The organism is Aquirufa rosea (assembly GCF_004118285.1).
GTDB classification, from domain to species: Bacteria; Bacteroidota; Bacteroidia; order Cytophagales; family Spirosomataceae; genus Aquirufa; species Aquirufa rosea.
Window position 1 is genome coordinate 181,012 of record NZ_SDHY01000002.1, and the last position, 22,223, is coordinate 203,234.

The following is a 22,223-nucleotide window of genomic DNA, read 5'->3' on the forward strand; positions in this document are numbered from 1 at the left end:
GTGGGCCTACCAGCCCACATTTTTTTTCTCATGACCATGAAAAAATACACCTTTTACCTCTTTTTATGCTTAGTAAGCAGTCTTTATAGTATGAACGCACAGGAAAAAAGTTATCCAACTATTGGAAAGATACATCGACTGGATCCAGCTTTGGATAAATTATTAGATGTGAATAGTCCTATCGAAATTTTAGGAACAGGTTATACTTGGTCAGAAGGGCCTGTTTGGGTAAAAAAAGGGAATTACCTGTTGTTTTCCGATGTACCAGAAAATGTCATTCATAAATGGGCTCCAGGAAAAGAGGTAGAGGTATTTTTAAAACCCTCTGGCTATACAGGAACAGTGCCATATTCGGAAGAACCAGGGGCCAATGGCTTGATCATCAATAAAAAAGGCAATTTGGTTTCATGTGAGCATGGAGATCGTAGAATAGCCGAAATGCCTTTGGATAATCCCGCCAAAAAGAAAACATTAGCTCATTTATTTGAAGGTAAAAAACTAAACAGCCCCAATGATTTGGTACAACACAGTTCAGGTGACTATTATTTTACTGACCCGCCCTATGGCTTGCCAGGTAGAGGTAAAGATGAGCCTGCCAAAGAATTACCTTTTCAAGGAGTTTACCGATTGAACAAAAAGGGGGAGTTAAGCCTACAAGTCAAAGACATGACACGTCCGAATGGTTTGGCCTTCAGTCCAGACGAAAAAATCTTGTATGTAGGCCAATCTGACCCGAAAGGTCTGATTTGGAAGGCATTCCCAGTAGACAAAGATGGTAATTTAGGAGAAGGGAAAGTATTTTTTGATGGGGCTGAACTAGCAAAAAATGGATGGAGAGGAGCTCCGGATGGTTTCAAAGTTGACAAAGAGGGCAATTTATGGGCCACAGGTCCTGGTGGTGTTTTGATCATCAGTCCAGCAGGTAAATTATTAGGAAGAATTGAAGCGGGCAGTGCAACGGCCAACGTGGCTTTTGGCGAAGACGGGTCCACCCTATTTATCACAGCAGATATGAACTTGTTACGTGTAAGAACGAAAACCAAGGGGATGGGCTGGTAGGAGATGTTGAAAATTAAATGGTAAATGGTAAATGGTAAATTATAAATTGTAGATTATAAATGATAGGCTTGAGATGTATCTCAAGCCTTTTTTAAATCCCCTGTTCGACATATGCTATTTCGAAATCAGATTCAATGGATTTATAAGCCCACTAAATTGTAAAATATATCTGCCCTTATTTTTATGATAGCGAATTGAAGATGTTTATCATTCATCATCAATTCGACATGCCTTTTAGTACATGTCAAATAGCTACTTTAACTGCCTGTAAATTCATATAAAATAGGCTTGGGAGATTTATCAAGTCTTTTCTATCTATTGTTTTTAAATTATCAGTTTATTGATAGTAAATACCAACATTATATTGATATATTTATCATAAAGTTGGTTTATACAAACATAATAAACTACTCATCAACTTTTAATAAATTTATGATTATATTTGTTGGCATAAACCAACTTTATATACATATATTCAATATTAAGATGGAAAATACCAACATAAATTGGTCAAATAAAAGCGATCAAGCCATCCTAGAATCCATAGGTGCTTACGTAAAGCAAAAACGACTAGAAATCAATAAAACGCAGGCTCAATTAGCCCTAGAGGCGGGATTGAACCGATGGACCGTAACACAAATTGAAAAGGGAGAAGCTATTTCCTTGGTATCCTTGATTCAAATCATGCGGGCGTTAGACATATTGCATTTATTGGACATATTTTCAACAAAAGAAAAAATCAGTCCATTGCTATTAGCTAAACTAGCTAAAAAGAAAAAGCAAAGGGCACGCAGTCCCATAAATAAACCACTTCAAAGCGATTCATCATGGTAACTACAGCTATTATCAAAATATGGAATGAAACCGTGGGTGCTGTGGCATGGAATGCGGAGGAAGGAATCGCGGATTTTGAATATTCCCCCAAATTCTTAGAAAAAAAATGGAATTTATCTCCTATTAAAATGCCCATAGCATCAAGCAAGGGTCGCATATTCTCCTTTCCTGAGTTAAGAGGTTCAAAAACATTTAAAGGCTTACCAGGACTATTGGCGGATGTCTTACCGGATGATTATGGAAATCAATTAATCAACAGTTGGCTTGCTCAGCACGGGCGAGCAGAAAATAGCATGAATCCTGTGGAGTTGCTATGCTTTATTGGAGCAAGAGGTATGGGAGCTTTGGAATTTGAACCTAGTCAATATGCCCACATGAAAGGCACTAATGATATTGAAATAGACAGTTTACTGAAAACTATTAAGAAAATAGGCTATAAAAAAGAAGGCTTTGAAACCAACTTAAATCAAGATGAGGAAAAAGCCATGATGGATATTCTGAAAATTGGAACATCCGCTGGAGGGGCTAGACCCAAGGCCATCATCGCCTATCATCCGAAAACCGGCCAAGTAAAATCAGGCCAAAGTATGGCACCGACAGGTTTTGAGCATTGGTTAATTAAACTCGATACGGTGAGTGATGTGCAATTTGGTGAAAGTACAGGCTATGGTCGTATCGAAATGGCTTATTACTACCTAGCGAAAGCCTGTGGAGTGGACATGATGGAGTCCAAATTAATGGAAGAACATGGACGAGCTCATTTTATGACCAAGAGATTTGATCGAGGGAAAGGAAATGAAAAGTATCATATTCAAACGTTTTGTGCGATGCAGCATGTCGATTTCAACCAAATCACCAGCTTTAGTTACGAGCAACTCTTCCAAACCATGAGGCAACTACGTTTACCTTATCCAGCAGCGGAGCAACTCTTTAGACGTATGGTGCTCAATGTATTGGCCAAAAATTGTGATGATCATACTAAAAACTTTGCTTTCCGACTGCAAAAGGATAGCCACTGGGAATTAAGTCCTGCCTATGATGTTTGCTTTGCCTACCGACCAGACAGCCAATGGGTGAGCCAACATGCACTGAGCGTCAATGGAAAAAGAGATGAAATAAAGAAACATGATTTGGAAATTGTGGCAAAATCCATGAACATAAAACAAGCCAAAGGCATTATTGATCAAATTCACCAATCGGTAAAAAAATGGAACGAATTTGCTGAAATGGCCCAAGTTAATCCCATGCAACGAGATAAAATAAATGGGATCCTGAATAGTATTTGACAGGTAGTTCATCCCGCTGTTCAACATATGCTATTTCGAAATCAGATTAAATGGATTTGGAATCCCACCTCCCATAATAACAAAAAACTGCCTAAACAATTATCAAAGCAAATAAAAGATTATCTGTGTTAGCAAATCAATAACTGCGTAATTATGAGGACATTATTTCACCGTTAAACGAATCATGGGATTCATAAATTTACTTTTTTCAGGTAACGGGTACCTTTGAAGATAATCTCGATTATAATGCCAAGCACTAAAATCATCTTTAACAAAACCCAAATAACGATTCCCAAAGTACCCCATACCTAGAACTTGACCTGGATATTTACCTTTTGTCTGAATTAATTCAGCCGGTAAAACATTTTCAAAGTTTAGCCATTCCATCGCTAAAAGGCATCCTCCTTCTGGAACATAAATATCGTATTGACTAATATCAAATTCGTTCCAGCCCATATGGAGGGCTCGAACAATGACACTTTCTTGACTTAACTCTTTATCTAGCTCACCTTGTTTGATGGAATATATCCTGATCCGAAAGGGATATCTTGGATTCCCCCCATGTGCCAAATAAAAATGAGCTTTGAGCATTTTACGACCCATCAATTTTTCATCATCCAAGAGTAGCCCATATTGAGACCCAACCCCACCCCATTGCTGCAATGCACCTACTTTTTTAGGTTTCTTGCTAGTATATGGTTTATTATCAGAAAATATCCGAAACTCAGGTAATATGATGGATTGGACTGCTAAATAAATCAATAATTCACCCTTGACTTTCGATTTATCTACGATTAATAAAGTATCCTGAAAACCAATGGAACGAATCTTGATGGTATCGATCAATTGATTAGATTTCAAGCTGAATCTACCGAATTCATCTGAATGAAAACCCGTTTTTCTACTTTCAAACAATACTGATGCAAATGGAACAGCGGAACTGTCTGTCTTACTAAGCAATTGAATGTGATAACTCTGAGCTTGTAGGCAGAAACTTGTCAGAAATAAAACAACATAAAGCCTATACCCTCTTGGTTCGTTAATCCTCATAGGATTCAGTGAGAAATCCCAAAATTGAAGCAAATCATACAAAATAATCTTGCGTTTTCTCAAAAAAACTCTATTCCATGATATGATCAACAAATTGATAACCCGCTGTTCAACATATTCCATGTCGAAGACAGATTCAAAGGATACATAAGCCCAAAAAAAAGACCTGAGATCTCTCTCAGGCCTATCAATCAATCTATTTCAATTACAATTTCTTAATCTTAATATTTCTAAACCAAACTGGGTTGCCATGATCTTGAAGACAGATACGTCCTTTCATGTTCACACCAAAGCCTGGCATATTCTTAAACTTAGAACCTGCAATCATCTTTTTCCAATTTTCATCATCATAACGAGTTTCTACAACTTTCTCACCATTTAAGTACAACTGTAATAAACCACGATTATTCACAATACGTGCTGTATTCCACTCTCCTACTGGTTTTGCAGTCTCTTTAGAAGAATGAATCAAATCATATAAATCCCCCGCACGGTGATTGAAAATCTTTCCATCTGGGTGTCCGTCACTGTCCAACACCTGCATCTCTGGACCTGTATTGTACGAGCTGTGGTATTTGGGATCTTCCGTTACATTGAAAATAATACCACTATTTCCTTTAGGAGAAATCTTCCAATCCACCGAAAAATCATAGTTTTCAAACTCCTCATCGGTAGTCAAATCTCCTCCATCCTTTTTAGTTACATCAAAACCAATCTCTCCATTGCTCACGGACCATGAAGTTCCTACGGTGCCTGGTTTATTATAAGCATGCCATCCTTTTAATGAAGTACCATCAAACAAAAGCTTATACCCTTCTTTTTTCTCCTTGCTAGTCAATGTATTAGCTTTCTGAGCCAAAGTCAGTAAGCTGGTTGCCATCAAAGAGCAAACTAAAATAAATTTTCTCATAATTAAATTGTACATTTTGTGAACTGCAATACTATAAAAAGAATCTAAAATTTGTATCCCGAAAAGAAAAAATTACACAAAAAAGCTAAAAATCGAGGATTCATTCTTTCTTCGTAAATTGCAAGTTCATTTAATCATGCTTCATGAAAACTAAAGTTGTTGCCAAACCTTCCATCAATATCGTCACGCTAGGCTGCTCAAAAAACCTGGTGGATTCTGAAGTGCTATTTACCCAACTGAAGGGAAATGGCCTGGAAGTAACTCATGAAGCAAAAAAAGACAAAGCCAACATCGTAGTAATCAATACTTGTGGCTTTATCGACAATGCCAAACAGGAATCCATTGATACGATTCTACGCTATGCGGATGCCAAAGAAGCTGGTAAAATAGACAAACTATATGTAACTGGCTGTCTTTCTCATCGGTATAAAGATGATTTGGAAAAGGAAATTCCATTAGTCGATTCCTTCTTTGGAACCAACGAGTTACCGCGTTTACTGAAGGCTTTAAAGGCAGATTATAAACATGAACTGGTAGGTGAGCGATTACTGACCACTCCTGCCCATTATGCCTACCTTAAAATTGCCGAAGGATGTGACCGTCCTTGCTCTTTTTGTGCTATTCCTTTAATGCGTGGAAAACATGTCTCACGTCCGATGGAAGAATTGGTGAAAGAAGCCCAATCATTGGCAAAAAAAGGAACTAAAGAGCTTATTCTGATTGCACAAGATTTAACATTCTATGGTCTTGATTTCAAAGAAGCAGGCGGAGCCAGCGGAAGGAAATTAAAGGAATTATTGGAAAGACTATCTGATGTCAATGGTATCGAATGGTTAAGATTACAATATGCCTACCCTGCGGGTTTTCCAGTAGAAATTTTGGATACCATGGCCGAAAGAGAAAATATCTGCAAATACCTAGATATGCCTTTACAAAGTGGTTCAGATGCTGTACTTAAACGTATGCGCCGTGGTATAACGCGAGAAAAAACGGAGGCCCTCATCGAAACCATTCGCGAGAAAGTTCCAGGTATCGCTTTGAGAACGACCTTGATTTCTGGTTATCCGGGAGAAACAGATGCCGATTTTGAAGAAACATATTCTTTTGTTGAACGTATGCGATTCGACCGACTGGGTATATTCAATTATAGTCATGAAGAAAATACGCATGCCTATTTGGTAGAGGATGATGTGCCGGAGGAGGTAAAACAGGAGCGTTCCGATGAAATCATGGCGCTACAACAAGGGATTTCGGAAGAATTAAATCAAGCTCGAATTGGAAAAACCTACAAAGTAATGATAGACCGTAAGGAAAGTGGCTATTTTGTGGGGCGTACCGAATTTGACTCTCCAGAGGTAGACAATGAAGTACTGATTCCGGCTGAACAATACGCTCGTTTAGGAGACTTCGTTCAGGTAAAGATTGAACGTGCGGAGGAGTTTGACTTATATGGAAACATTGTTTCCTAGTAGCGCGGAATATCGGGATTAATTCGCCTCGACCAAGCGTCAATTCCCCCCGACAAATTTACGAGATGTTTAAAGCCTTGTTCCTGCTGTAGGTAAAGAATGACACTGGCAGAGCGCATGCCATGGTGACAAAGCACCACACCTCTAGAGCTTTTAGGCAAAAGGGAAAATTTTTCGGGTATTTCATTCATGGGAATATGAATGGCACCATCAATGCGGGCATAATCCCATTCATCTAGTTCTCGTACGTCCAACAAATAATCAATTTGTCCATTTTGCCACCGATAAAAAACTTCTTCTGGACTTAACTCTTTTACTACTTGACTATCGGCAGCAGCAGGAAATATCTTTTGTTCTGCCTTTGGGTCTCTTTCTAATTTAAAAAAATAGGATCGCATAGCTTGGGCATCCCATGTCATCAGTGCCCCCTGTGCGGGTGAATCCATCCCTACTAAAGCAAAAATGGCTTCTTTGGCCTGCATGATTCCTAACATACCGGGCAAAAACCCTAATACACCTGCCTCATCGCAGGTAGGTATTTCATAGGGACCAGGTTCATTGGGATAAAAACAACGGTAGGTCGGAGTCCTTTTTCCACTGCTCAAGGAAAAGTTGCACACACTTAAATGGCCTTCCCAAGTATGAATAGCGGCATAAATAAATGGCTTGCCTAAGGCTACGCAATAATCATTGATTAAATAGCGCGTGCTAAAATTATCCGTACAATCGACAACCAAATCCGCTGCCCGAATGAATGACTCCGCATTTTCTTCGTTCAATTTTTGCGCTATGCCTCGTACCTGAATACTTGGATTTAGCGCCTTGACAAAGGCCTCTGCTTGGATAGCTTTAAATTCTCCTACCCCGGCTTGTTGGTAAATCACTTGTCGGCCCAAATTAGACAAGTCCACGGTATCCTCGTCCAAAATAGTCAAATTTCCTACACCAGCTGCTGCCAAATAGGGCAAAGCACCGCTAGCCAAGCCTCCTGCACCCACGACCAAAACTTGGGCATTGGCCAGTTTCAACTGCTCCTCTTCACCCCAATCAGCCATTTTAAGCTGTTTTTGGTAACGTACGAAATCTTCTGATGTCAACATAGGTTACAAAAAAAGCCTCTTTGATTATCAAAGAGGCTCTAATTTCGTAAAAATTTTACAATCTATAGTGATAAAGTTCCTTTACGTGCAGATGCAATTAAAGTCTTTTCGAAACCATTCTTATTGATGGTACGAATCGCCTTAGCACTTACTTTCATACGTACCCAAACACCTTCAGATTCTAAAAAGAATTTCTTAGTTTGAAGATTTGGGAAAAACTTACGTTTTGTCTTATTGTTTGCGTGAGAAACGTTGTTTCCTACTCTAGTTCTCTTTCCAGTTAATTGACAAACCTTTGCCATAATATGTTGCTTTTAAATGAGACTTGCTCTTGAATTTTATATGTTATCAAATCGGATGGCAAAAGTACTCATTATTTTGTAAAGTTCCAATCCCCTTTCTAAAAATTATAAATTATCCATGCTATATTCTTTTGATTAGTATCTTTGAGCATGGGTAAGCGTAAAAGCTCTGATTCTCTTAGTAAAAAAATACTTTCTTCCATTATTTGGCTAGGAACCTTACCTCTTTGTCTCTACACCCTATTGACTTATTTGTTAAGTTATTCCTTGGTGGTGGATCATTGGCTTGCTGGATTCATCATGATGAGCATGCCTTTTGCACAAATTTTATGCTTGATTTCACTGATTTACTGGATATTCCAACGAGCAAAAAGAGCTCTGCTACCGCTAACCGTTCTTGTTTTCGGCTATAGTTTTATCCAACGTAGTATTGCGGTCAATAATCCCAAAGAAAGTTTGGATAAGCCCATTAAAGTGTTGAGCTATAACGTTTATGGCATGTATTCCAATGCCTATGAATCCAATGAGGAGAACGTAGAAAAGCTTAAAAATTTTATGCGAGATTACGAAGCTGACATCAAATGCTTTCAAGAGTTTTATTCGCATGCTGGTAGACCTGCTTACAAAACCATTAGCATGATGAAGGAGCAGTATCCGCATTATGCTTTTCTGCCCCTAAAAAAAGAGATCTTTGATGCCAAAGAAAAAATGGGCTTGGCCATTTTTTCCAAATACCCCATCATTCATGAGGAAGGGGAGCAATTTAAAAATTCGGCCAATGGATTTCTATTGGCTGATTTAGTGAAAGGAAAAGACACCATTCGTGTCATTAATTTACAGCTTTGGTCCATGGGGATCCGGGTAGGAAAAGTAACTGGCAAGATTAGAGACCAAGATTATGAAGATGCCAAAAAAGAAGGAAGGGGTATTATTGCCTCCTTAAGAAAGGGCTTCATTCGTCATAAAGAAGAAATCAGTCAAATTAATCGAATTATACAAACGAGCCCTTATCCGGTTTTGGTCATGGGAGACCTCAATGAAACACCATATGGATGGGTATATGGAACCCTTCGGGAACGTATGGAAAATGCCTTTGAGTCTGCTGGTAGAGGTTTTGGATTTACTTTAAACCGAAGCCCTTACATGGTCAGAATTGACAATCAATTTTATTCCAAAGAATTTGAAATCTTGGAATTTAACACCCTGCGTAAAATTAGCTTTTCAGACCATTTTCCTATTGTGGGTAGTTACGTCATTAAAAAACGCTAGAATAATCGCTTCAGAGTAATTTCTTTCAAGTGTACTTCGGTTCCCCTTTTGATTAAAAACACAACTTTATCGCCTACTTTGGTCTGCAATAATCGATTTAACTCATCCAGTCGATATTCGGTAGCCTTTTTGTTATTCACCATCCAAATTTCATCTCCAGGTCTAAAATCCACATCATCTGCTGGAGAACCATCTTGTACCGCCTCAACTTTAAATCTTTTAAAATCAGGGGAAAGAGCCATGATGGTCAAGCCCGATAAGCCTTCTTCAAAGGGCCGATTTAGTCTAGAAGGAATGGGCTTAAATACCACATAATTATCTGTATAGTGAAAGGTTAGTTTGAAGCGACGTAAAAATTCGCCACCGATACTCCCTGAAACTGTAGAGGCGCCTTGCATCTGCTTCACTTGATAGGACAATGAATCGGGGAAAGAACTTACAACATCATTCCATTTCCAGGGCCCTAGACCGACTTGATTAATTCTTCCTAAATGGCCAAGAATAACCCCGTTGAGGCCCTTGCCCAATTGAAATTGATAGGGCGAAAGATGAAACTTAGTCGAATCTCCCGTTTGACCCTCAATGGAGAAGGCATGTCCAGCACCAGAATCCAACAACAATAAATCCGAAGTCGTTTGACGTTTATTTCGCAGTTTAACTCCTTGAATGTAGGGCTTATTGTCCATTAAAATTATAGGAAATTTCAATCCTTTACTAGGTCGATACACATATCTGGAGGTATTTCTAAGCTCAACTTTACGGTTCAAATAGTCGACGGTAACTACTAGGTTTTGAAATAAATCAGAACCAATAATTCCATGGATTTTAGTTCCTACGTAACTCGACAAATCCAGCACATCCGTATCAAGATAAATCATAGAGAGTCGATTCGCCCGGGCCTCCCCGATACTCATCCGAATGTCAATGACAATATTAGCATTAATGGGTTCCCCCATTCCCACCCCATTGACTCTAATTTTTCGGACCGACTTCAATCCCAATTGTTTGGCTACTTCAGGATCTGATAAAATAGTGGTTCCAACTCCTGTATCTAAGATGAATTTGAGGGTATCTGAATTATTGATGACTACTGGAATAATCACCAAGTTGGAATACAAATCAAAAGGAATATAAACGGTCTTTTTAGATTTTTTCCAATGAAAACTGATATACTCTTCTTTCGCTGCTTTGTTCTTTTGAGCACAAAGAGCGTAAGATACAAGTAATAGAACACACAGCTTTATGAAAAGCAGTTTTTTCATTTATTTCATGGTAGGCGTGGTAAAAACTAAATTTATCTATTTTTGCTTATTATGTCGCAAAACAACACAACAAATAAACTATGGAAAGTGTTGGGTACAGGCTTTGGTGTGGCCGTCACCTTGGGGGGAACCGTCGGGACAGGCATCCTCAGAAAACCAGGGCCCATTGCTGATTTATTAGGAAATCCCTTCCTGATTATAGGATTATGGCTCTTGGTCGCTTTCTATGCCCTTCTTGGAATTTCCACGGTATTGGAACTTAGTCTTTCCATACCCAAAGCTGGAGCGTGGTACGGATATGCTGAAAGAGCCTTTGGGCGATACATCGGTTTTTTAGTGGGCATAAGTTCTTGGTTAGGTACCGTCACCGCACTTGCATTTGGTTCCTATACTTTTAGCGAATACCTAGGTCTATTATTTCCGGTCCTTGCCCACAAGGAAAATTTTCTGGCAGTTGGTACCTTAGTTTTATTATGGTCATTTCACCAAATGGGCGTCATTCTCGCGGGTAAATCTCAAGAATGGCTCAGCGGAATCAAAGCTTTGGCATTAGCCATTTTCATCCTAATTTGTTTCTGGTATGGTTCAGGTGGCGTTTGGTCTGAACCTATCCATACTCTAAGTGACAGTACTTTGGGGGCAGGTATCATGACGGCTTTATTATCCATTTTTTATGCTTTTGATGGATGGCATACGGCTGCCTATTTTACAGAGGAAAACGCAGACCCGGTCAAAAGCATGCCCAAGTCCATGTACATCGGAGTAATTGTAGTTGCCACTATTTACCTTTTAATAAATATTGTTATTCTGTATGTATTACCTTGGGATATCTTACGACATTCCAAATTAGCGGCTGCTGAGGCCATTTCTTTTTTATTTGGGGAAAATGCAGGGCAATGGATTACCGCCTTTTTAGCCCTCAGTATTTTTGGCATTCTGAACACCCAAGTCATGTTTGCCCCGCGCGTACTATATTCCATGAGCAGGGATGGCTTATTCTGGAACAAAGCAAAAGAAGTAAATTCCTTAGGCAGTCCTAGTTTTGCCACGCATTTAACTGTGGGAATGTCCTGCTTATTATTATTGGCTGGTAAAAATTTAAATGAACGATTATCGGATATTGCTACTTTTTTCTTTGTTGCCAGCTATTTTTCAGGATTTTCCTCATTACTGAAATTAAGACAATCAGAACCAGAATTGGAAAGACCTTATCGAGTGGTGGGCTACCCATACATACCCTCAATACTCTGCCTTGTATCGGGATTGTTTTTGGCAGGTACCCTGATTCAAAATCCCATTAGTGGGATATATGTACTGGGTTTTATTGCTCTAAGCTATATGATTTACTTGGGCCTATTTAAAAAACCTAATTGAGGCTGTTCAAAAATTCTAAAATTTGTTTCTTATTTATTGCCACAGATTGATTAGCCAAATTTGTCATGATACTGAATAAATACAGTTTACCCCGGGAGTTCTTGTAGTAGCCTGTTAAATTATATGTATTCCCAAATGAACCCGACTTAGCCCATGCTCGAGAAATTGGATTCGTTAATTTCATGGATTTTAAAGTACCTGAACGTCCTAGCTCTGGTAACAAAAATTTCCACTGAGAATCTGATAATTTTTCTTGCAATTTCTGCAAAATGAAAACCATATCTTTAGGACGAAATAGATTATACCTAGAAAGACCTGAGCCGTCCACCCATTTTAATTCTTTTAAAAACTCGAATCCGGGTTCTTGAGTCAAACGACTTATAATTTGATTAGTTGGACCATTCCATCCCTTTTGCGCCCCAATGAGATAAATCAATTGTTCTCCTACCATGTTATCGCTGAAGTGCAACAATGGAACCAAAAGGCTATCCAACTTAGATGAATAAATGGTCTTTACTAAGTTCGGGTCAGGCTTAGCGGATCGATAATTAACCTTTTTATGTAAAGTATCCGAGAGTATTTGAGCCGTTAATGCAGGGGATGTCAAAAAGGGGATCGTAATCCGTGTAGGGGAAGAGCTCAACTGTGCTTTAGGTAATCTAAATTGATTAGCATTTCGCTCTCGTGATGCCTCTTTGTCGGCAGTCATTTGAATACTGTTTTGAAAATTAGATGGAATCACCTTCCAACTTTTACCCGTATTGGTGAAATGAGCTAAATTACCAAACAGAGGCAAAGTAGTTGTTTCTGCCGCATAATAATCTTGATAGTCATCCCATGCCCAACCAGCTCCTTGAGGCAGCACATGTTGGGGATTATCAGCATATACTAGGTTTTTATTGGACTGTTGAAGAAAATTCCACAAGGCTACATTTTTAAGTTTTTCGTGTAAAGTGGAGGGATCTCCCGTACCCCAGAAATACAAACTATCTCCTTTCTCTTGATATTGAAAAGACGGAACAGAATCCGGTAAAATCGATTTAGCTACCAATAAGGTTAATAATTTGACATTAGAAGCAGGCATAAAATATTTGTCGGCCTGCTCTGAAAAGACCACTTTCCCCGTAGAGGATTGAATAAGAACACCCGTGTGAAATTGATTGAGTCCCGATTGAACAAAGGCCCTTTTCAATCGCATGGACTGACAAGAACTAATGAGCAAGCTAAGCGATAAAAACAAAAAATATACAGGAGAAATATGGCGCATAGAAAATCTTAGAGGCTATATAAGGAAAAAGCTTAGCTGAAAATTACGTATTTTTAGGTTCATTCTATACAACATGCTCATCGCTTTTGTCCTTTTTTATTTAGCATTAAACCTGGCTGTAGGCTGGTGGGCGAGTAAAAAGGTACATACCACCCAGGATTTTGTATTAGCAGGTAGAAATCTACCGTTTGCCTTGGCAGCTATGGTCACTTTTGCGACTTGGTTTGGATCAGAAACTATTTTGGGTGCCCCAAGGGAATTTGTTCATGGAGGTGTTATGGCCATTATTGAAGAACCTTTGGGCGCGGCTTTAGGCTTAATCATAGCGGGTGGGATCTATGCCCGCAAATTATATGCTTTACAGGTGCTTACTTTCAGTGATTACTTCCGACAAAGGTTTGGCTCATTTTCAGAAAAACTATCTGCGGTAGTGATGGTCCCTTCCTATTTTGGTTGGATTTCGGCCCAGCTGGTTGCCTTGGGTTTAACGTTGCATTTACTTTTGCCCATTAGCACGGAATGGGGCATAGTTTTGGGCGCCTTATTGGTAATGACTTATACCCTGTTAGGCGGCATGTGGTCCATTTCCATTACAGATTTTGTCCATAATATTATCCTGATTTTGGGCTTGGCATTTTTATGCTTCCTGCTGTTTCAACAGCATCCCAACTTAGCGGCTGCGGTAGAAAAGCAACCGGCAGATTTCTTTCGATTTACCCCTTCAGACAGAGATGCAGTCAGTTGGCTGAAATATTTAGCCGCCTGGATTACCATTGGCTTGGGCTCCATTCCTCAGCAAGATATTTTTCAGCGAGTGATGTCCGCCAAATCAGCCCGCGTGGCTAGTACAGCCAGTTTTTCAGCAGGCATTATGTACCTAAGTGTTGCTATCTTACCTTTATTGATTGCCTTTATGGGCGTCAGCTTATACCCCAGTTTAATGGAGGAAGACATGCTACTTATCCCGCACTTAGTTATGAAGTTTACGCCAACGAGCATGCAAATATTATTTTTGGGCGCCTTACTTTCAGCCTTATTGAGTACCACTAGTGGCGCCATTTTAGCTCCGGCATCTGTATTGGGAGAAAACCTCATCAAGCCTTATATGTGCCATCCTAGCGACAAAAAAGTCTTATTCATGATTCGATTGTCCGTCATAGGAGTTACCATGGTTTGTATATACATGGCCATCAAAAGGCAAAATATTTTCGAACTAGTAGGAGAATCATCTGCCTTTGGTTTGGTTTCTCTATTTCTACCATTGAATGCAGGACTTTGGTGGAAGAAGGCAAGTCCAGTTGGCAGCCACCTCAGTATGATCTTAGGCTTAGTAGTCTGGGCTTATTTTCAATTCATTGCCCCTGATGCTATTCCTTCCATTTGGTTTGGACTCGCAGCTAGTTTATTAGGGCTATTGCTCGGAACCTATGCTTGGCCTAATCCACCCAAGGCTGTTGAATAGCTCCAATATATTCCCCCTTTTTTTGTAAAAAGAATGAATCTTGGATGGCCTCTCCCACGTTAGGGTATAAATGAAGTTGAGATAACTGTGAAATGGGTATCCAACAAATTTCTTGAGCCGTTGTTTCTTTGGATTGCAGTATGGGGATTCCTGAAACAATTTTCCCTTCAAACAATATGTGCAAAGACTCTTTATTCTCCTCTTTATTCGTGATTTGACCCATTAAAAGCATTTTCCCAACCTCCACCTCCACGGCTAATTCCTCTTGACATTCTCTCACAATAGTCTCTGTAAAAACTTCCCCCGGATCTGGATTTCCACCAGGGAAATTATATACCATTCCTGTACCAAACTGATAGCGCATTAATAACACATGATCGTTCTCGATGATCACAATGGCCGGTCTACAACGCATAAACTAATTAAATTGAATAGGGTTTATTTGTTTAAATATAACCATTTTTTTCAAAGCTGACGAAAGAATTTTACCTTTGAACACCTAAAAAATAATATGAAAGTTATTGATGTTTGTCGCAGTATGGAAGCCTGGGCTCCTTTAGCCTGGCAAGAAAGCTATGATAATGCAGGCCTCCTAGTGGGAGACCCTCAAATGAGCGTTACAGGCATTTTGATCAGCTTGGATTGTACTGAGGAAATTGTGGAGGAAGCTGTACAAAACGGCTGCAACATGATCGTATCACACCATCCCATTGTATTTAAAGGCCTTAAATCATTGACTGGGAAAAATTATGTGGAAAGGACGGTCATCAAAGCGCTGCAACATTCCGTTGCACTTTATGCCTCACATACCAATTTGGACCATGCACCTAAGGGCGTTTCCTATCATTTGGCTCAAAAATTAGGCATACAAGGTCAAGTACTATTAGCGGCCAAAGACAATTTAAAACAACTGACTTATTACGTTCCTACAAGTCATCAAGCTGAGGTAAGAGAAGCTTTGCATGCCGCAGGAGCGGGAAATATTGGCGAATATTCAGAGTGCAGTTTTAGTGCAGAGGGTATTGGTCGATTTACTCCATCCGAAAATGCCAATCCAACATTAGGTCAAAAAGAGCAAGCCACGGAAGTGCCAGAAGTAAAAGTGGAAATGATTTTTCCTTCTTATTTGGAAACTAGTTTGTTGACAAGTTTGAAAAAAGCCCATCCCTATGAAGAGGTCGCTCACTCCATTCATCACATATCCAATACTTGGCAGGAGGTCGGTACAGGATACATAGGTGAATTACTTGAGGCTATGGAAGCGGATGATTTTATCCAATTTGTCAAAAAAAGTCTGGACCTTTCCGTCATTCGTCATAGTCCCATTGTAGCTAAAAAAATCAAAAAAGTAGCTCTTTGCGGAGGTGCTGGAAGTTTTTTAATCTCAGAGGCTAAAAGACAAGGAGCCGATGTATTTTTGACAGGTGACCTTAAATATCATGAGTTCTTTGATGCCGAAAATAGCTGCATGCTTTGTGATATAGGACATTATGAATCTGAAGTAATGATAAAGGATGCTATCCATGATTATTTATCAAAAATTTTTAGTACTTTTGCCGTTCTAAAATGCAAAACCTTGACCAATCCGGTTAAGTATGCATAAGAATAAAGAGAGTTAGAAACTTTCAAACGTAACAATAATAATGGCTACAGCTACCGAAACTACGATTGCCCAAAAGTTAGAAGCTTTATTGAAGCTTCAAACCATTGACTCAGCCTTAGATAATATCAAGAAAGTTAGAGGAGATTTACCTGAAGAAGTACGTGATTTAGAGGATGAAATCATGGGTTTAGAAACTCGTTTGGCTAAATTCCAGCAAGAAATCGCATCTTTTGAAGAGCAAATTTCTAACTACAAAAACTCCAAAAAGGATTCTGATAAGTTGATTGCGAAATACAAAGAGCAACAAATGAACGTGCGTAACAACCGTGAATTTGAAGCTATTTCAAAGGAAATCGAACTTCAAGGTCTGGAAATGGAAATTGCCGACAAGCGAATTAAGGAGATTGATTTTAAGATTTTGAACAAGAATGACGAAATTGCTTCAGTAGAATCTACCTTGTTTGAGCGCAAAAAAGATTTAGAGCAAAAGCAAAAAGAATTAGAAGTTATTATCAATGAGAGTGAGGAAGATGAGCAAAAAGCGATCAAAGATCGTGAGAAAGCATTGAAGTCTGTAGATCCTCGTTTATTGAAATCATACGATAAATTACGCGAAAACGCACGCAACGGTTTGGCCGTAGTGATGGTGAAGCGAGGGGCTTGCGGTGGATGTTTTAGTTCAGTTCCGCCTCAAAGACAAACAGATATCAAAGACAAAAAGAAAATCATCGTGTGTGAACACTGTGGGCGTGTCTTTGCCGGAGTGGAAGACATCATTCCTCCTCCAGAAAAAGAAAAGAAAAGCCGGAGCAAGGCAGCCACCGCGGCAGCAGCTCCAGCAGCAGAGTAATAAAAAAAGCTCCCAGAAAATTCTGGGAGTTTTTTTTATATCGATTTGATTAAGATTATTTCTTCAACATACCCAACAAAGATGTTAATTTATCTTTGAGGTCTTTACGGTCAACGATAAAATCTAAAAAGCCGTGTTCCAATACGAAATCTGCACTTTGGAATCCTTTGGGCAAATCTTTACCGATAGTTTCACGAATAACTCGAGGACCCGCAAAACCAATTAAGGCACCAGGTTCGGCTATATTAAAATCACCTAACATCGCAAATGAGGCTGTAACACCACCCGTGGTTGGGTCTGTTAACAAGGAAATATAAGGAATCTTGGCTTCATCCAATAAGGCCAAACGAGCCGAGGTTTTTGCCATTTGCATCAAGGAGAATCCTGCTTCCATCATACGGGCTCCACCCGAACGAGAAATCATTAAAAATGGTTGTTCATGCTCCAATGAATAGTCTATCGCTCTGGCAATCTTTTCTCCAACCACAGAACCCATAGAACCACCAATAAAACTAAAGTCCATGGCTGCGATGGTAATTGGCATACCATTCATTTCCCCATAAGCCGAACGTACCGCATCTTTCAATCCAGTTTTCTGCTCAGTAGCCCTTACTCGATCTGGATAATTTTTTGTATCCACAAAATTCAAGGGGTCACCTGAACTCATTCGGGCATCCAACTCAGTATATTTTGTTTGATCAAATAATAATTCGAAATATTCTTGAGAACCAATCTTCTCGTGATAATTACAGCTGGAGCAAGTATAGGCAAACAAACGATGTTCTCTAGTATGAATAGCCTTCTTACAGGAAGGACATTGATACCATAAACCATCGGGAGCTTCTCTTTTAAATTCAGTAGGAGTTTGAATTCCCTTATCTTTTCTGGTAAACCAAGACATATATTCTTTTTTATAAAGGACTGCAAAGATAATTAAAAAGAGTTGGCTAGGAAAAATTATTCCCTTTTAGCTATTTATTTAAGCAAAAATACACGTTTAACCCACTGTTGCTTAGCTGTTCTCACGACACAAAAATATGTTCCCGTAGGCCAATTGCCCGCCTGGATTTCCTGGTCGAGTAATGAACCTGCTACTACTTGTTGGTCCTGATACACCACTCTTCCTTGCAAATCAATTACTTGAAGCTCTACACTTTGCCCTATTTGCTCCAATGGCAATTGTACCCTAAACAGTCCTTGACTAGGATTAGGGCGAATGGACAAGCCCTTGTTTTCCAAATTTTCTTCTGTAGCTAATACCAATTTAGCCGGTGCAGAAGCCTGTGGACCTTGAATATTTAAATTATCAATGGCCCACCCCCAGCCATATGCCCCTACATCTGAATGCAATCGGAAGCGTAACAATACCCTATCGCCGGGATTAAATTTCCCTGAACCGAGTATGTCAATTTCTCTTTTCTGAAATAAGGTAGCCGTTCCTTTAAAAATAGAATTACCATTTCTATCCACGTTACTCCCCGTCCAGGCTTTTTGCCACTCTGAATAATCATTTGAATCCCAACCATCGCGTAAATTATACCAAGTAGTGCCACCATCCTTGGAACCTTGCACCACCACATAATCATAAAAAGAGCGATTCACGGATCCGTCTGCATTCAAAAAGGATGTGCCTACCGACTCAGCGGGCTCCACCAACACAACTTCATCAAAAAAGATTTTTGCCGTATCAGCACGCACAATTATCGGTTTCAACAAGATAGCGTCATAGTTGGTAAATTTATCAGAACCACCAGAATTATCATATGACTCTTCAGAGCCATTGGCATAAGGATGATCTGAATTAAGTCCGAAAGAGCTAAAATTAGCTGGCTGCGTAATTCCAAAACCCTTCAAGTAAAAATCAGTGCTAGGCTTATTTTCAAAATCCGTTTTATAGGATGTCACTGCATCCATAGATGCCAATACTACAAACTCATAATTACCTGTGGATGGGAAATATAAATAATTAGCAATTTTGGCTTTATCCTTTACCACTATCCGATATTTAATAATATCTCCCGACTTGATTTGTCCCGTAGAAAAAACAAAAGAACCGTTAAAACTGAAGGCATCAGAGGTAGAACGAATGAATCCAGAACGAATCACTGGACCTGAGCCAATACTGTACTCCATGTAAACCGAATCAATGCCCAAATTGTCACTGGCCAATAAAGTTGGGAGTTTAATTTCCTTTTGATTGGAAAACACATACTTGAGCGGGTTAGAATATATGGCGATAGGCTTAACCGTATCTTGTCCTATGGTAAATTTATAAAAGCTAGCACTGGTAGTTCCTGTGATAATAGGAGCTTGTGCAGGAGTGGTAAACTTTTTTCCGCTAGCTTCTTCTGCTACCCAATAATAGGCTATAGTTCTTAATTTACTGTCTTTGGGCAAGGTGTAGCTGTAACTAGTCCCAGATAAAGTCAATGGCCTAGATGTGGCATTTTGAATATTTCCGTCTGTGGACAGCATGAGCTTCAAGGAATTCTCCTTGAGAAGAGTATCGGAATATACTTTGGCAGAAAATACAAGGTCCTTTGTAAGATCCTCTGTATCGGTAAATAAAGCCCCATCTGGAATCACACTGGAAGAATACCAACCCAAATCATTGAAGATTGCTGGAACAATAGTTCCTAATTCACGAGTAATTTCTCCCTTAGCTATACTAGGCGTCATCAAAGCATTGGGGTCCTTGGGGCGATATTTGGAGGCATCCACGTGATAAATGGAAGAGCCTTGTGTATAAGTTGTAGGTGCATAGAGCTTAGCCTTTTCTTTATTTGCAAGTAATAATTTAGGCGTACCCATAAATAAATTATTTGAGGTCAATTGAGCCTTTAATTCAGGTGAATCATTCTTAAAGGACAAAGTATCAGTCAAACTGATTCCCGTACCATTCACCATAAATTGATCAAATATCCCTGGATAAATGTAATAAGCCGTAGTATTATCTACCGAAACCTGACCAATAAAACCAAGTCCATGGCCAAACTCGTGTAAAACGACAGAATATAAGTCGATTTGATTGATGGTAGGAACCCCATCTAATCCTTTGTACCAGTTGGCATAATCGGCATTAAAATTAGCCACAATATCAAAGTCCGTCCCATTCAAATTTTTATGCGCCATTTTCTCAGCAAGAGCAATGGGATAAAAGGTATTAACCTTAGCGGCACCTGGGAAATTTCGCACATTGGCCGTAGCACCCGCACTCCCCAATACATTGGTAGCAAGAGTTCTCCAACGACACAAAACTTTCACCTCAATATCTGAATTCAACACGGAGGCCCAAGTTTCCGCCGCTTTTTCAAAGATGGCCCGTACATCGGCTGGAGGTGTGGTTTCAAAACTCAAACTAAATTTTGCTGCACTAGCAGAAGTTCTATTAGAGAAACCCTTGATTTCTATGTTTTTCTTTCTTACCCATTCTTGCATTTCTTGGGTATAGCCTTCGGGCAATTCGCGCTTAATTTTAGTGAATTCTGGCGTATATTCTTCCACCATTTTACCCGGAATAAATTCCATGGGATAATTTTGCGAATAAGCCAAGTGCCACAGGCCCAGCACAACTAGCAAAGTGAGTAAATATTTCTTCATGAGTGGTAATTATCCCTAAATATAAAGATGTTCTGCTAAATTATAAACCAAAAAAGTCCCTATAAAAGGGACTTTTTCGATTAACTCGCAAAATACGTCGATTAATAATTCGGATTTTGCTGAATATTAGAATTCACACGTAGTTCATTGCTTGGAATTGGTAATTGCAGACGATAATCCGTAGCACTCAAAGACAAGAAACGAGCAGGAGTTCCTGTTCCATCGGCCTTATCACCTCTAGATGAACGGGAGATTCCTAAACCTTTACGCTTCAAGTCAAACAAACGATGACCTTCGAAAGCAAATTCCAAGCGACGCTCTAGGTCGATGGCTGCTTTTAAAGTATTACCTGATTCTGAAAAATTACCTGGATCGAAATTTGTGTAGCGATTCTTACGTAGATTATTCAATGCCGTCAATGCATCTGCATCTTTACCTAAATTCGCTAAAGACTCTGCCAAGTTTAACCAAACCTCCGCTACACGAATCACTTTAGAATCCGTTACATTGGCGTTACCTGTTGCTCTACCAAACCACTTTGCGATGGAATTATATGGCTGACCATTAAAAGTAGTTAAACGAACAGAAGCTGCAGTTCTAACATCATTCGATTTAAAAGACTGTAAGAATAAATGATCTACTACGTATTCATTACGAACACCAGAGGCAGAACTTTGGCTGTATTCCACACCCGGCGAAATACGATCCTTGTCCACAATTTGTAATTTCAACAATACACCTGTATTTACGGCATCTGTCCAAATTCTGGCGTAATCCGCTAAACCACCTGGATTGGAGCTTAACGCCAAAGAGCGTGTAGCAGCATCTGCTGATTCTTGCCATTTGCCTTCATACAAATAAACTCTTGACAACAAGGCAGCCACAGAAGCTTTATTGAATCGGTAAATTCCATTGGTAGATCCAATCGCCGCTTCAGCAGCTTTAAGGTCAGCTTCAATCTTCGTGAAATTTGTCTTCACAGATTCTCTGCTTGGCTTTAAGGTTGCATCAGTAGAAGTTACGTATGGCACGCCTAAATCAGTATCTGAAGCCTGAGTATAAGCTTTACCATATAAACGAACCAAATCAAAATGAGCCATGGCACGGAAAGCTAAGGCTTCTGCCTTGTAATTCTCCTTGGATGCTCCAGCTGGCAAACGTTCAATGTTTTCCAGAATGGCATTGGCTCTACGAATACCGGTGTAGGCAGTCGCAAATAATCCCCAAGTACCATCTGCTGTATAACGCCATTCATGGAAGGACAAGTTGGATAAACGTCCTGTACGAGCCACCAATACATTGTCCGATAAAATATCGGGTAAGCTTATCATAGAACCTCCATAATATGAACCACCCAATGCAGAGGCATACATACCTCTTACAGCATTAGCAAAATCAGAATCTGATTCAAAAGCTTGTGCGATGGTCGCTGAGTTATATGGTCCCAGTTCCAATCCTTTCTCACAAGAGCCTAGTCCCACTAGGCAAACTGTACTTATCGCTAGAATGAATTTTTTCATTTTCAT

19 protein-coding genes are annotated in these 22,223 nt (G+C 39.5%); 9 read left to right on the forward strand and 10 right to left on the reverse strand.

The genetic code is table 11. From position 1 onward, the window contains the following. Window positions 1-36 precede the first annotated feature (36 nt). From ESB04_RS03810 to ESB04_RS03820, 3 genes are all read left to right on the forward strand, one after another. Window positions 37-1,059 (forward strand): SMP-30/gluconolactonase/LRE family protein, encoded by a 1,023-nt coding sequence (locus ESB04_RS03810; RefSeq protein ID WP_129026395.1) that lies wholly within the window; start codon window positions 37-39, stop codon window positions 1,057-1,059. 486 nt (window positions 1,060-1,545) lie between these two features. Beyond that, the gene (locus ESB04_RS03815; RefSeq protein ID WP_129026396.1) at window positions 1,546-1,893 is read left to right on the forward strand and encodes a helix-turn-helix transcriptional regulator; all 348 of its coding nucleotides are present in this window, start codon (window positions 1,546-1,548) and stop codon (window positions 1,891-1,893) included. Then, window positions 1,887-3,179, forward strand: coding sequence for a type II toxin-antitoxin system HipA family toxin (locus tag ESB04_RS03820; RefSeq protein ID WP_129026397.1), 1,293 nt, complete (start codon window positions 1,887-1,889; stop codon window positions 3,177-3,179). The genes ESB04_RS03815 and ESB04_RS03820 overlap by 7 nt, the downstream gene beginning before the upstream one ends. A gap of 162 nt (window positions 3,180-3,341) precedes the next feature. Here the strand turns inward: ESB04_RS03820 and ESB04_RS03825 are convergent, their stop codons facing one another. Further along, window positions 3,342-4,229, reverse strand: a complete 888-nt coding sequence (locus ESB04_RS03825; protein ID WP_129026398.1) for a peptidase associated/transthyretin-like domain-containing protein — start codon at window positions 4,227-4,229, stop codon at window positions 3,342-3,344. 205 nt (window positions 4,230-4,434) lie between these two features. Further along, complete coding sequence (locus tag ESB04_RS03830; protein WP_129026399.1) at window positions 4,435-5,139, reverse strand: 3-keto-disaccharide hydrolase; 705 nt, start codon at window positions 5,137-5,139, stop codon at window positions 4,435-4,437. Between the two features lie 143 nt (window positions 5,140-5,282). Here ESB04_RS03830 and rimO point away from each other — a divergent pair, with 143 nt between their 5' ends. Further along, a complete protein-coding gene (gene rimO, locus ESB04_RS03835; RefSeq protein ID WP_129026400.1) occupies window positions 5,283-6,608 on the forward strand; it encodes a 30S ribosomal protein S12 methylthiotransferase RimO in 1,326 nt (441 codons plus the stop codon). Here rimO and ESB04_RS03840 read toward each other — a convergent pair. Both ESB04_RS03840 and rpmB read right to left on the reverse strand, forming a co-directional pair. Continuing rightward, the gene (locus ESB04_RS03840) at window positions 6,605-7,708 is read right to left on the reverse strand and encodes a HesA/MoeB/ThiF family protein (protein ID WP_129026401.1); all 1,104 of its coding nucleotides are present in this window, start codon (window positions 7,706-7,708) and stop codon (window positions 6,605-6,607) included. The genes rimO and ESB04_RS03840 overlap by 4 nt on opposite strands. A gap of 62 nt (window positions 7,709-7,770) precedes the next feature. After that, window positions 7,771-8,010, reverse strand: a complete 240-nt coding sequence (rpmB, locus tag ESB04_RS03845) for a 50S ribosomal protein L28 (RefSeq protein ID WP_129026402.1) — start codon at window positions 8,008-8,010, stop codon at window positions 7,771-7,773. Between the two features lie 150 nt (window positions 8,011-8,160). Between rpmB and ESB04_RS03850 the strand changes: the two genes are divergently transcribed. Then, window positions 8,161-9,279: an endonuclease/exonuclease/phosphatase family protein gene (locus tag ESB04_RS03850; RefSeq protein WP_129026403.1), complete on the forward strand. Its 1,119-nt coding sequence runs from the start codon at window positions 8,161-8,163 to the stop codon at window positions 9,277-9,279. Here the strand turns inward: ESB04_RS03850 and ESB04_RS03855 are convergent. Then, a complete protein-coding gene (locus ESB04_RS03855) occupies window positions 9,276-10,541 on the reverse strand; it encodes an aspartyl protease family protein (protein WP_129026404.1) in 1,266 nt (421 codons plus the stop codon). The genes ESB04_RS03850 and ESB04_RS03855 overlap by 4 nt on opposite strands. A 51-nt stretch (window positions 10,542-10,592) precedes the next feature. Here ESB04_RS03855 and ESB04_RS03860 point away from each other — a divergent pair, with 51 nt between their 5' ends. Then, window positions 10,593-11,915 (forward strand): APC family permease, encoded by a 1,323-nt coding sequence (locus ESB04_RS03860; RefSeq protein WP_129026405.1) that lies wholly within the window; start codon window positions 10,593-10,595, stop codon window positions 11,913-11,915. Here the strand turns inward: ESB04_RS03860 and ESB04_RS03865 are convergent. After that, the gene (locus tag ESB04_RS03865; protein ID WP_129026406.1) at window positions 11,908-13,182 is read right to left on the reverse strand and encodes a D-alanyl-D-alanine carboxypeptidase; all 1,275 of its coding nucleotides are present in this window, start codon (window positions 13,180-13,182) and stop codon (window positions 11,908-11,910) included. The two genes, ESB04_RS03860 and ESB04_RS03865, sit on opposite strands and share 8 nt — an antisense overlap. Before the next feature lie 73 nt (window positions 13,183-13,255). On the opposite strand from ESB04_RS03865, the gene ESB04_RS03870 reads away from it, so the two are divergent. Continuing rightward, complete coding sequence (locus ESB04_RS03870; RefSeq protein WP_129026407.1) at window positions 13,256-14,644, forward strand: sodium:solute symporter family protein; 1,389 nt, start codon at window positions 13,256-13,258, stop codon at window positions 14,642-14,644. Here ESB04_RS03870 and ESB04_RS03875 read toward each other — a convergent pair. Further along, the gene (locus ESB04_RS03875; protein WP_129026408.1) at window positions 14,619-15,059 is read right to left on the reverse strand and encodes an NUDIX domain-containing protein; all 441 of its coding nucleotides are present in this window, start codon (window positions 15,057-15,059) and stop codon (window positions 14,619-14,621) included. The genes ESB04_RS03870 and ESB04_RS03875 overlap by 26 nt on opposite strands. A gap of 96 nt (window positions 15,060-15,155) precedes the next feature. Between ESB04_RS03875 and ESB04_RS03880 the strand changes: the two genes are divergently transcribed. Both ESB04_RS03880 and ESB04_RS03885 read left to right on the forward strand, forming a co-directional pair. After that, window positions 15,156-16,247, forward strand: coding sequence for a Nif3-like dinuclear metal center hexameric protein (locus tag ESB04_RS03880; protein ID WP_129026409.1), 1,092 nt, complete (start codon window positions 15,156-15,158; stop codon window positions 16,245-16,247). 40 nt (window positions 16,248-16,287) lie between these two features. Then, window positions 16,288-17,097, forward strand: a complete 810-nt coding sequence (locus tag ESB04_RS03885) for a zinc ribbon domain-containing protein (protein WP_129026410.1) — start codon at window positions 16,288-16,290, stop codon at window positions 17,095-17,097. Between the two features lie 55 nt (window positions 17,098-17,152). On the opposite strand, the gene accD is transcribed toward ESB04_RS03885, so the two are convergent. From accD to ESB04_RS03900, 3 genes are all read right to left on the reverse strand, one after another. Next, a complete protein-coding gene (gene accD, locus ESB04_RS03890; protein ID WP_129026411.1) occupies window positions 17,153-17,998 on the reverse strand; it encodes an acetyl-CoA carboxylase, carboxyltransferase subunit beta in 846 nt (281 codons plus the stop codon). A gap of 74 nt (window positions 17,999-18,072) precedes the next feature. Further along, the gene (locus tag ESB04_RS03895; RefSeq protein WP_129026412.1) at window positions 18,073-20,697 is read right to left on the reverse strand and encodes a T9SS type A sorting domain-containing protein; all 2,625 of its coding nucleotides are present in this window, start codon (window positions 20,695-20,697) and stop codon (window positions 18,073-18,075) included. Window positions 20,698-20,798: 101 nt separating this feature from the next. Continuing rightward, the gene (locus ESB04_RS03900) at window positions 20,799-22,217 is read right to left on the reverse strand and encodes a RagB/SusD family nutrient uptake outer membrane protein (protein ID WP_164969586.1); all 1,419 of its coding nucleotides are present in this window, start codon (window positions 22,215-22,217) and stop codon (window positions 20,799-20,801) included. Between the last annotated feature and the right edge of the window lie 6 nt (window positions 22,218-22,223).

What these genes read in the sequence shown, in the direction of transcription:
- ESB04_RS03810 (WP_129026395.1), top strand. Translation starts at nt 37, where the DNA reads ATGAAAAAATACACCTTTTACCTCTTTTTATGCTTAGTAAGCAGTCTT.
- ESB04_RS03815 (WP_129026396.1), top strand. Translation starts at nt 1,546, where the DNA reads ATGGAAAATACCAACATAAATTGGTCAAATAAAAGCGATCAAGCCATC.
- ESB04_RS03820 (WP_129026397.1), top strand. Translation starts at nt 1,887, where the DNA reads ATGGTAACTACAGCTATTATCAAAATATGGAATGAAACCGTGGGTGCT.
- ESB04_RS03825 (WP_129026398.1), bottom strand. Translation starts at nt 4,229, where the DNA reads ATGAGGATTAACGAACCAAGAGGGTATAGGCTTTATGTTGTTTTATTT.
- ESB04_RS03830 (WP_129026399.1), bottom strand. Translation starts at nt 5,139, where the DNA reads ATGAGAAAATTTATTTTAGTTTGCTCTTTGATGGCAACCAGCTTACTG.
- rimO (WP_129026400.1), top strand. Translation starts at nt 5,283, where the DNA reads ATGAAAACTAAAGTTGTTGCCAAACCTTCCATCAATATCGTCACGCTA.
- ESB04_RS03840 (WP_129026401.1), bottom strand. Translation starts at nt 7,708, where the DNA reads ATGTTGACATCAGAAGATTTCGTACGTTACCAAAAACAGCTTAAAATG.
- rpmB (WP_129026402.1), bottom strand. Translation starts at nt 8,010, where the DNA reads ATGGCAAAGGTTTGTCAATTAACTGGAAAGAGAACTAGAGTAGGAAAC.
- ESB04_RS03850 (WP_129026403.1), top strand. Translation starts at nt 8,161, where the DNA reads ATGGGTAAGCGTAAAAGCTCTGATTCTCTTAGTAAAAAAATACTTTCT.
- ESB04_RS03855 (WP_129026404.1), bottom strand. Translation starts at nt 10,541, where the DNA reads ATGAAAAAACTGCTTTTCATAAAGCTGTGTGTTCTATTACTTGTATCT.
- ESB04_RS03860 (WP_129026405.1), top strand. Translation starts at nt 10,593, where the DNA reads ATGTCGCAAAACAACACAACAAATAAACTATGGAAAGTGTTGGGTACA.
- ESB04_RS03865 (WP_129026406.1), bottom strand. Translation starts at nt 13,182, where the DNA reads ATGCGCCATATTTCTCCTGTATATTTTTTGTTTTTATCGCTTAGCTTG.
- ESB04_RS03870 (WP_129026407.1), top strand. Translation starts at nt 13,256, where the DNA reads ATGCTCATCGCTTTTGTCCTTTTTTATTTAGCATTAAACCTGGCTGTA.
- ESB04_RS03875 (WP_129026408.1), bottom strand. Translation starts at nt 15,059, where the DNA reads ATGCGTTGTAGACCGGCCATTGTGATCATCGAGAACGATCATGTGTTA.
- ESB04_RS03880 (WP_129026409.1), top strand. Translation starts at nt 15,156, where the DNA reads ATGAAAGTTATTGATGTTTGTCGCAGTATGGAAGCCTGGGCTCCTTTA.
- ESB04_RS03885 (WP_129026410.1), top strand. Translation starts at nt 16,288, where the DNA reads ATGGCTACAGCTACCGAAACTACGATTGCCCAAAAGTTAGAAGCTTTA.
- accD (WP_129026411.1), bottom strand. Translation starts at nt 17,998, where the DNA reads ATGTCTTGGTTTACCAGAAAAGATAAGGGAATTCAAACTCCTACTGAA.
- ESB04_RS03895 (WP_129026412.1), bottom strand. Translation starts at nt 20,697, where the DNA reads ATGAAGAAATATTTACTCACTTTGCTAGTTGTGCTGGGCCTGTGGCAC.
- ESB04_RS03900 (WP_164969586.1), bottom strand. Translation starts at nt 22,217, where the DNA reads ATGAAAAAATTCATTCTAGCGATAAGTACAGTTTGCCTAGTGGGACTA.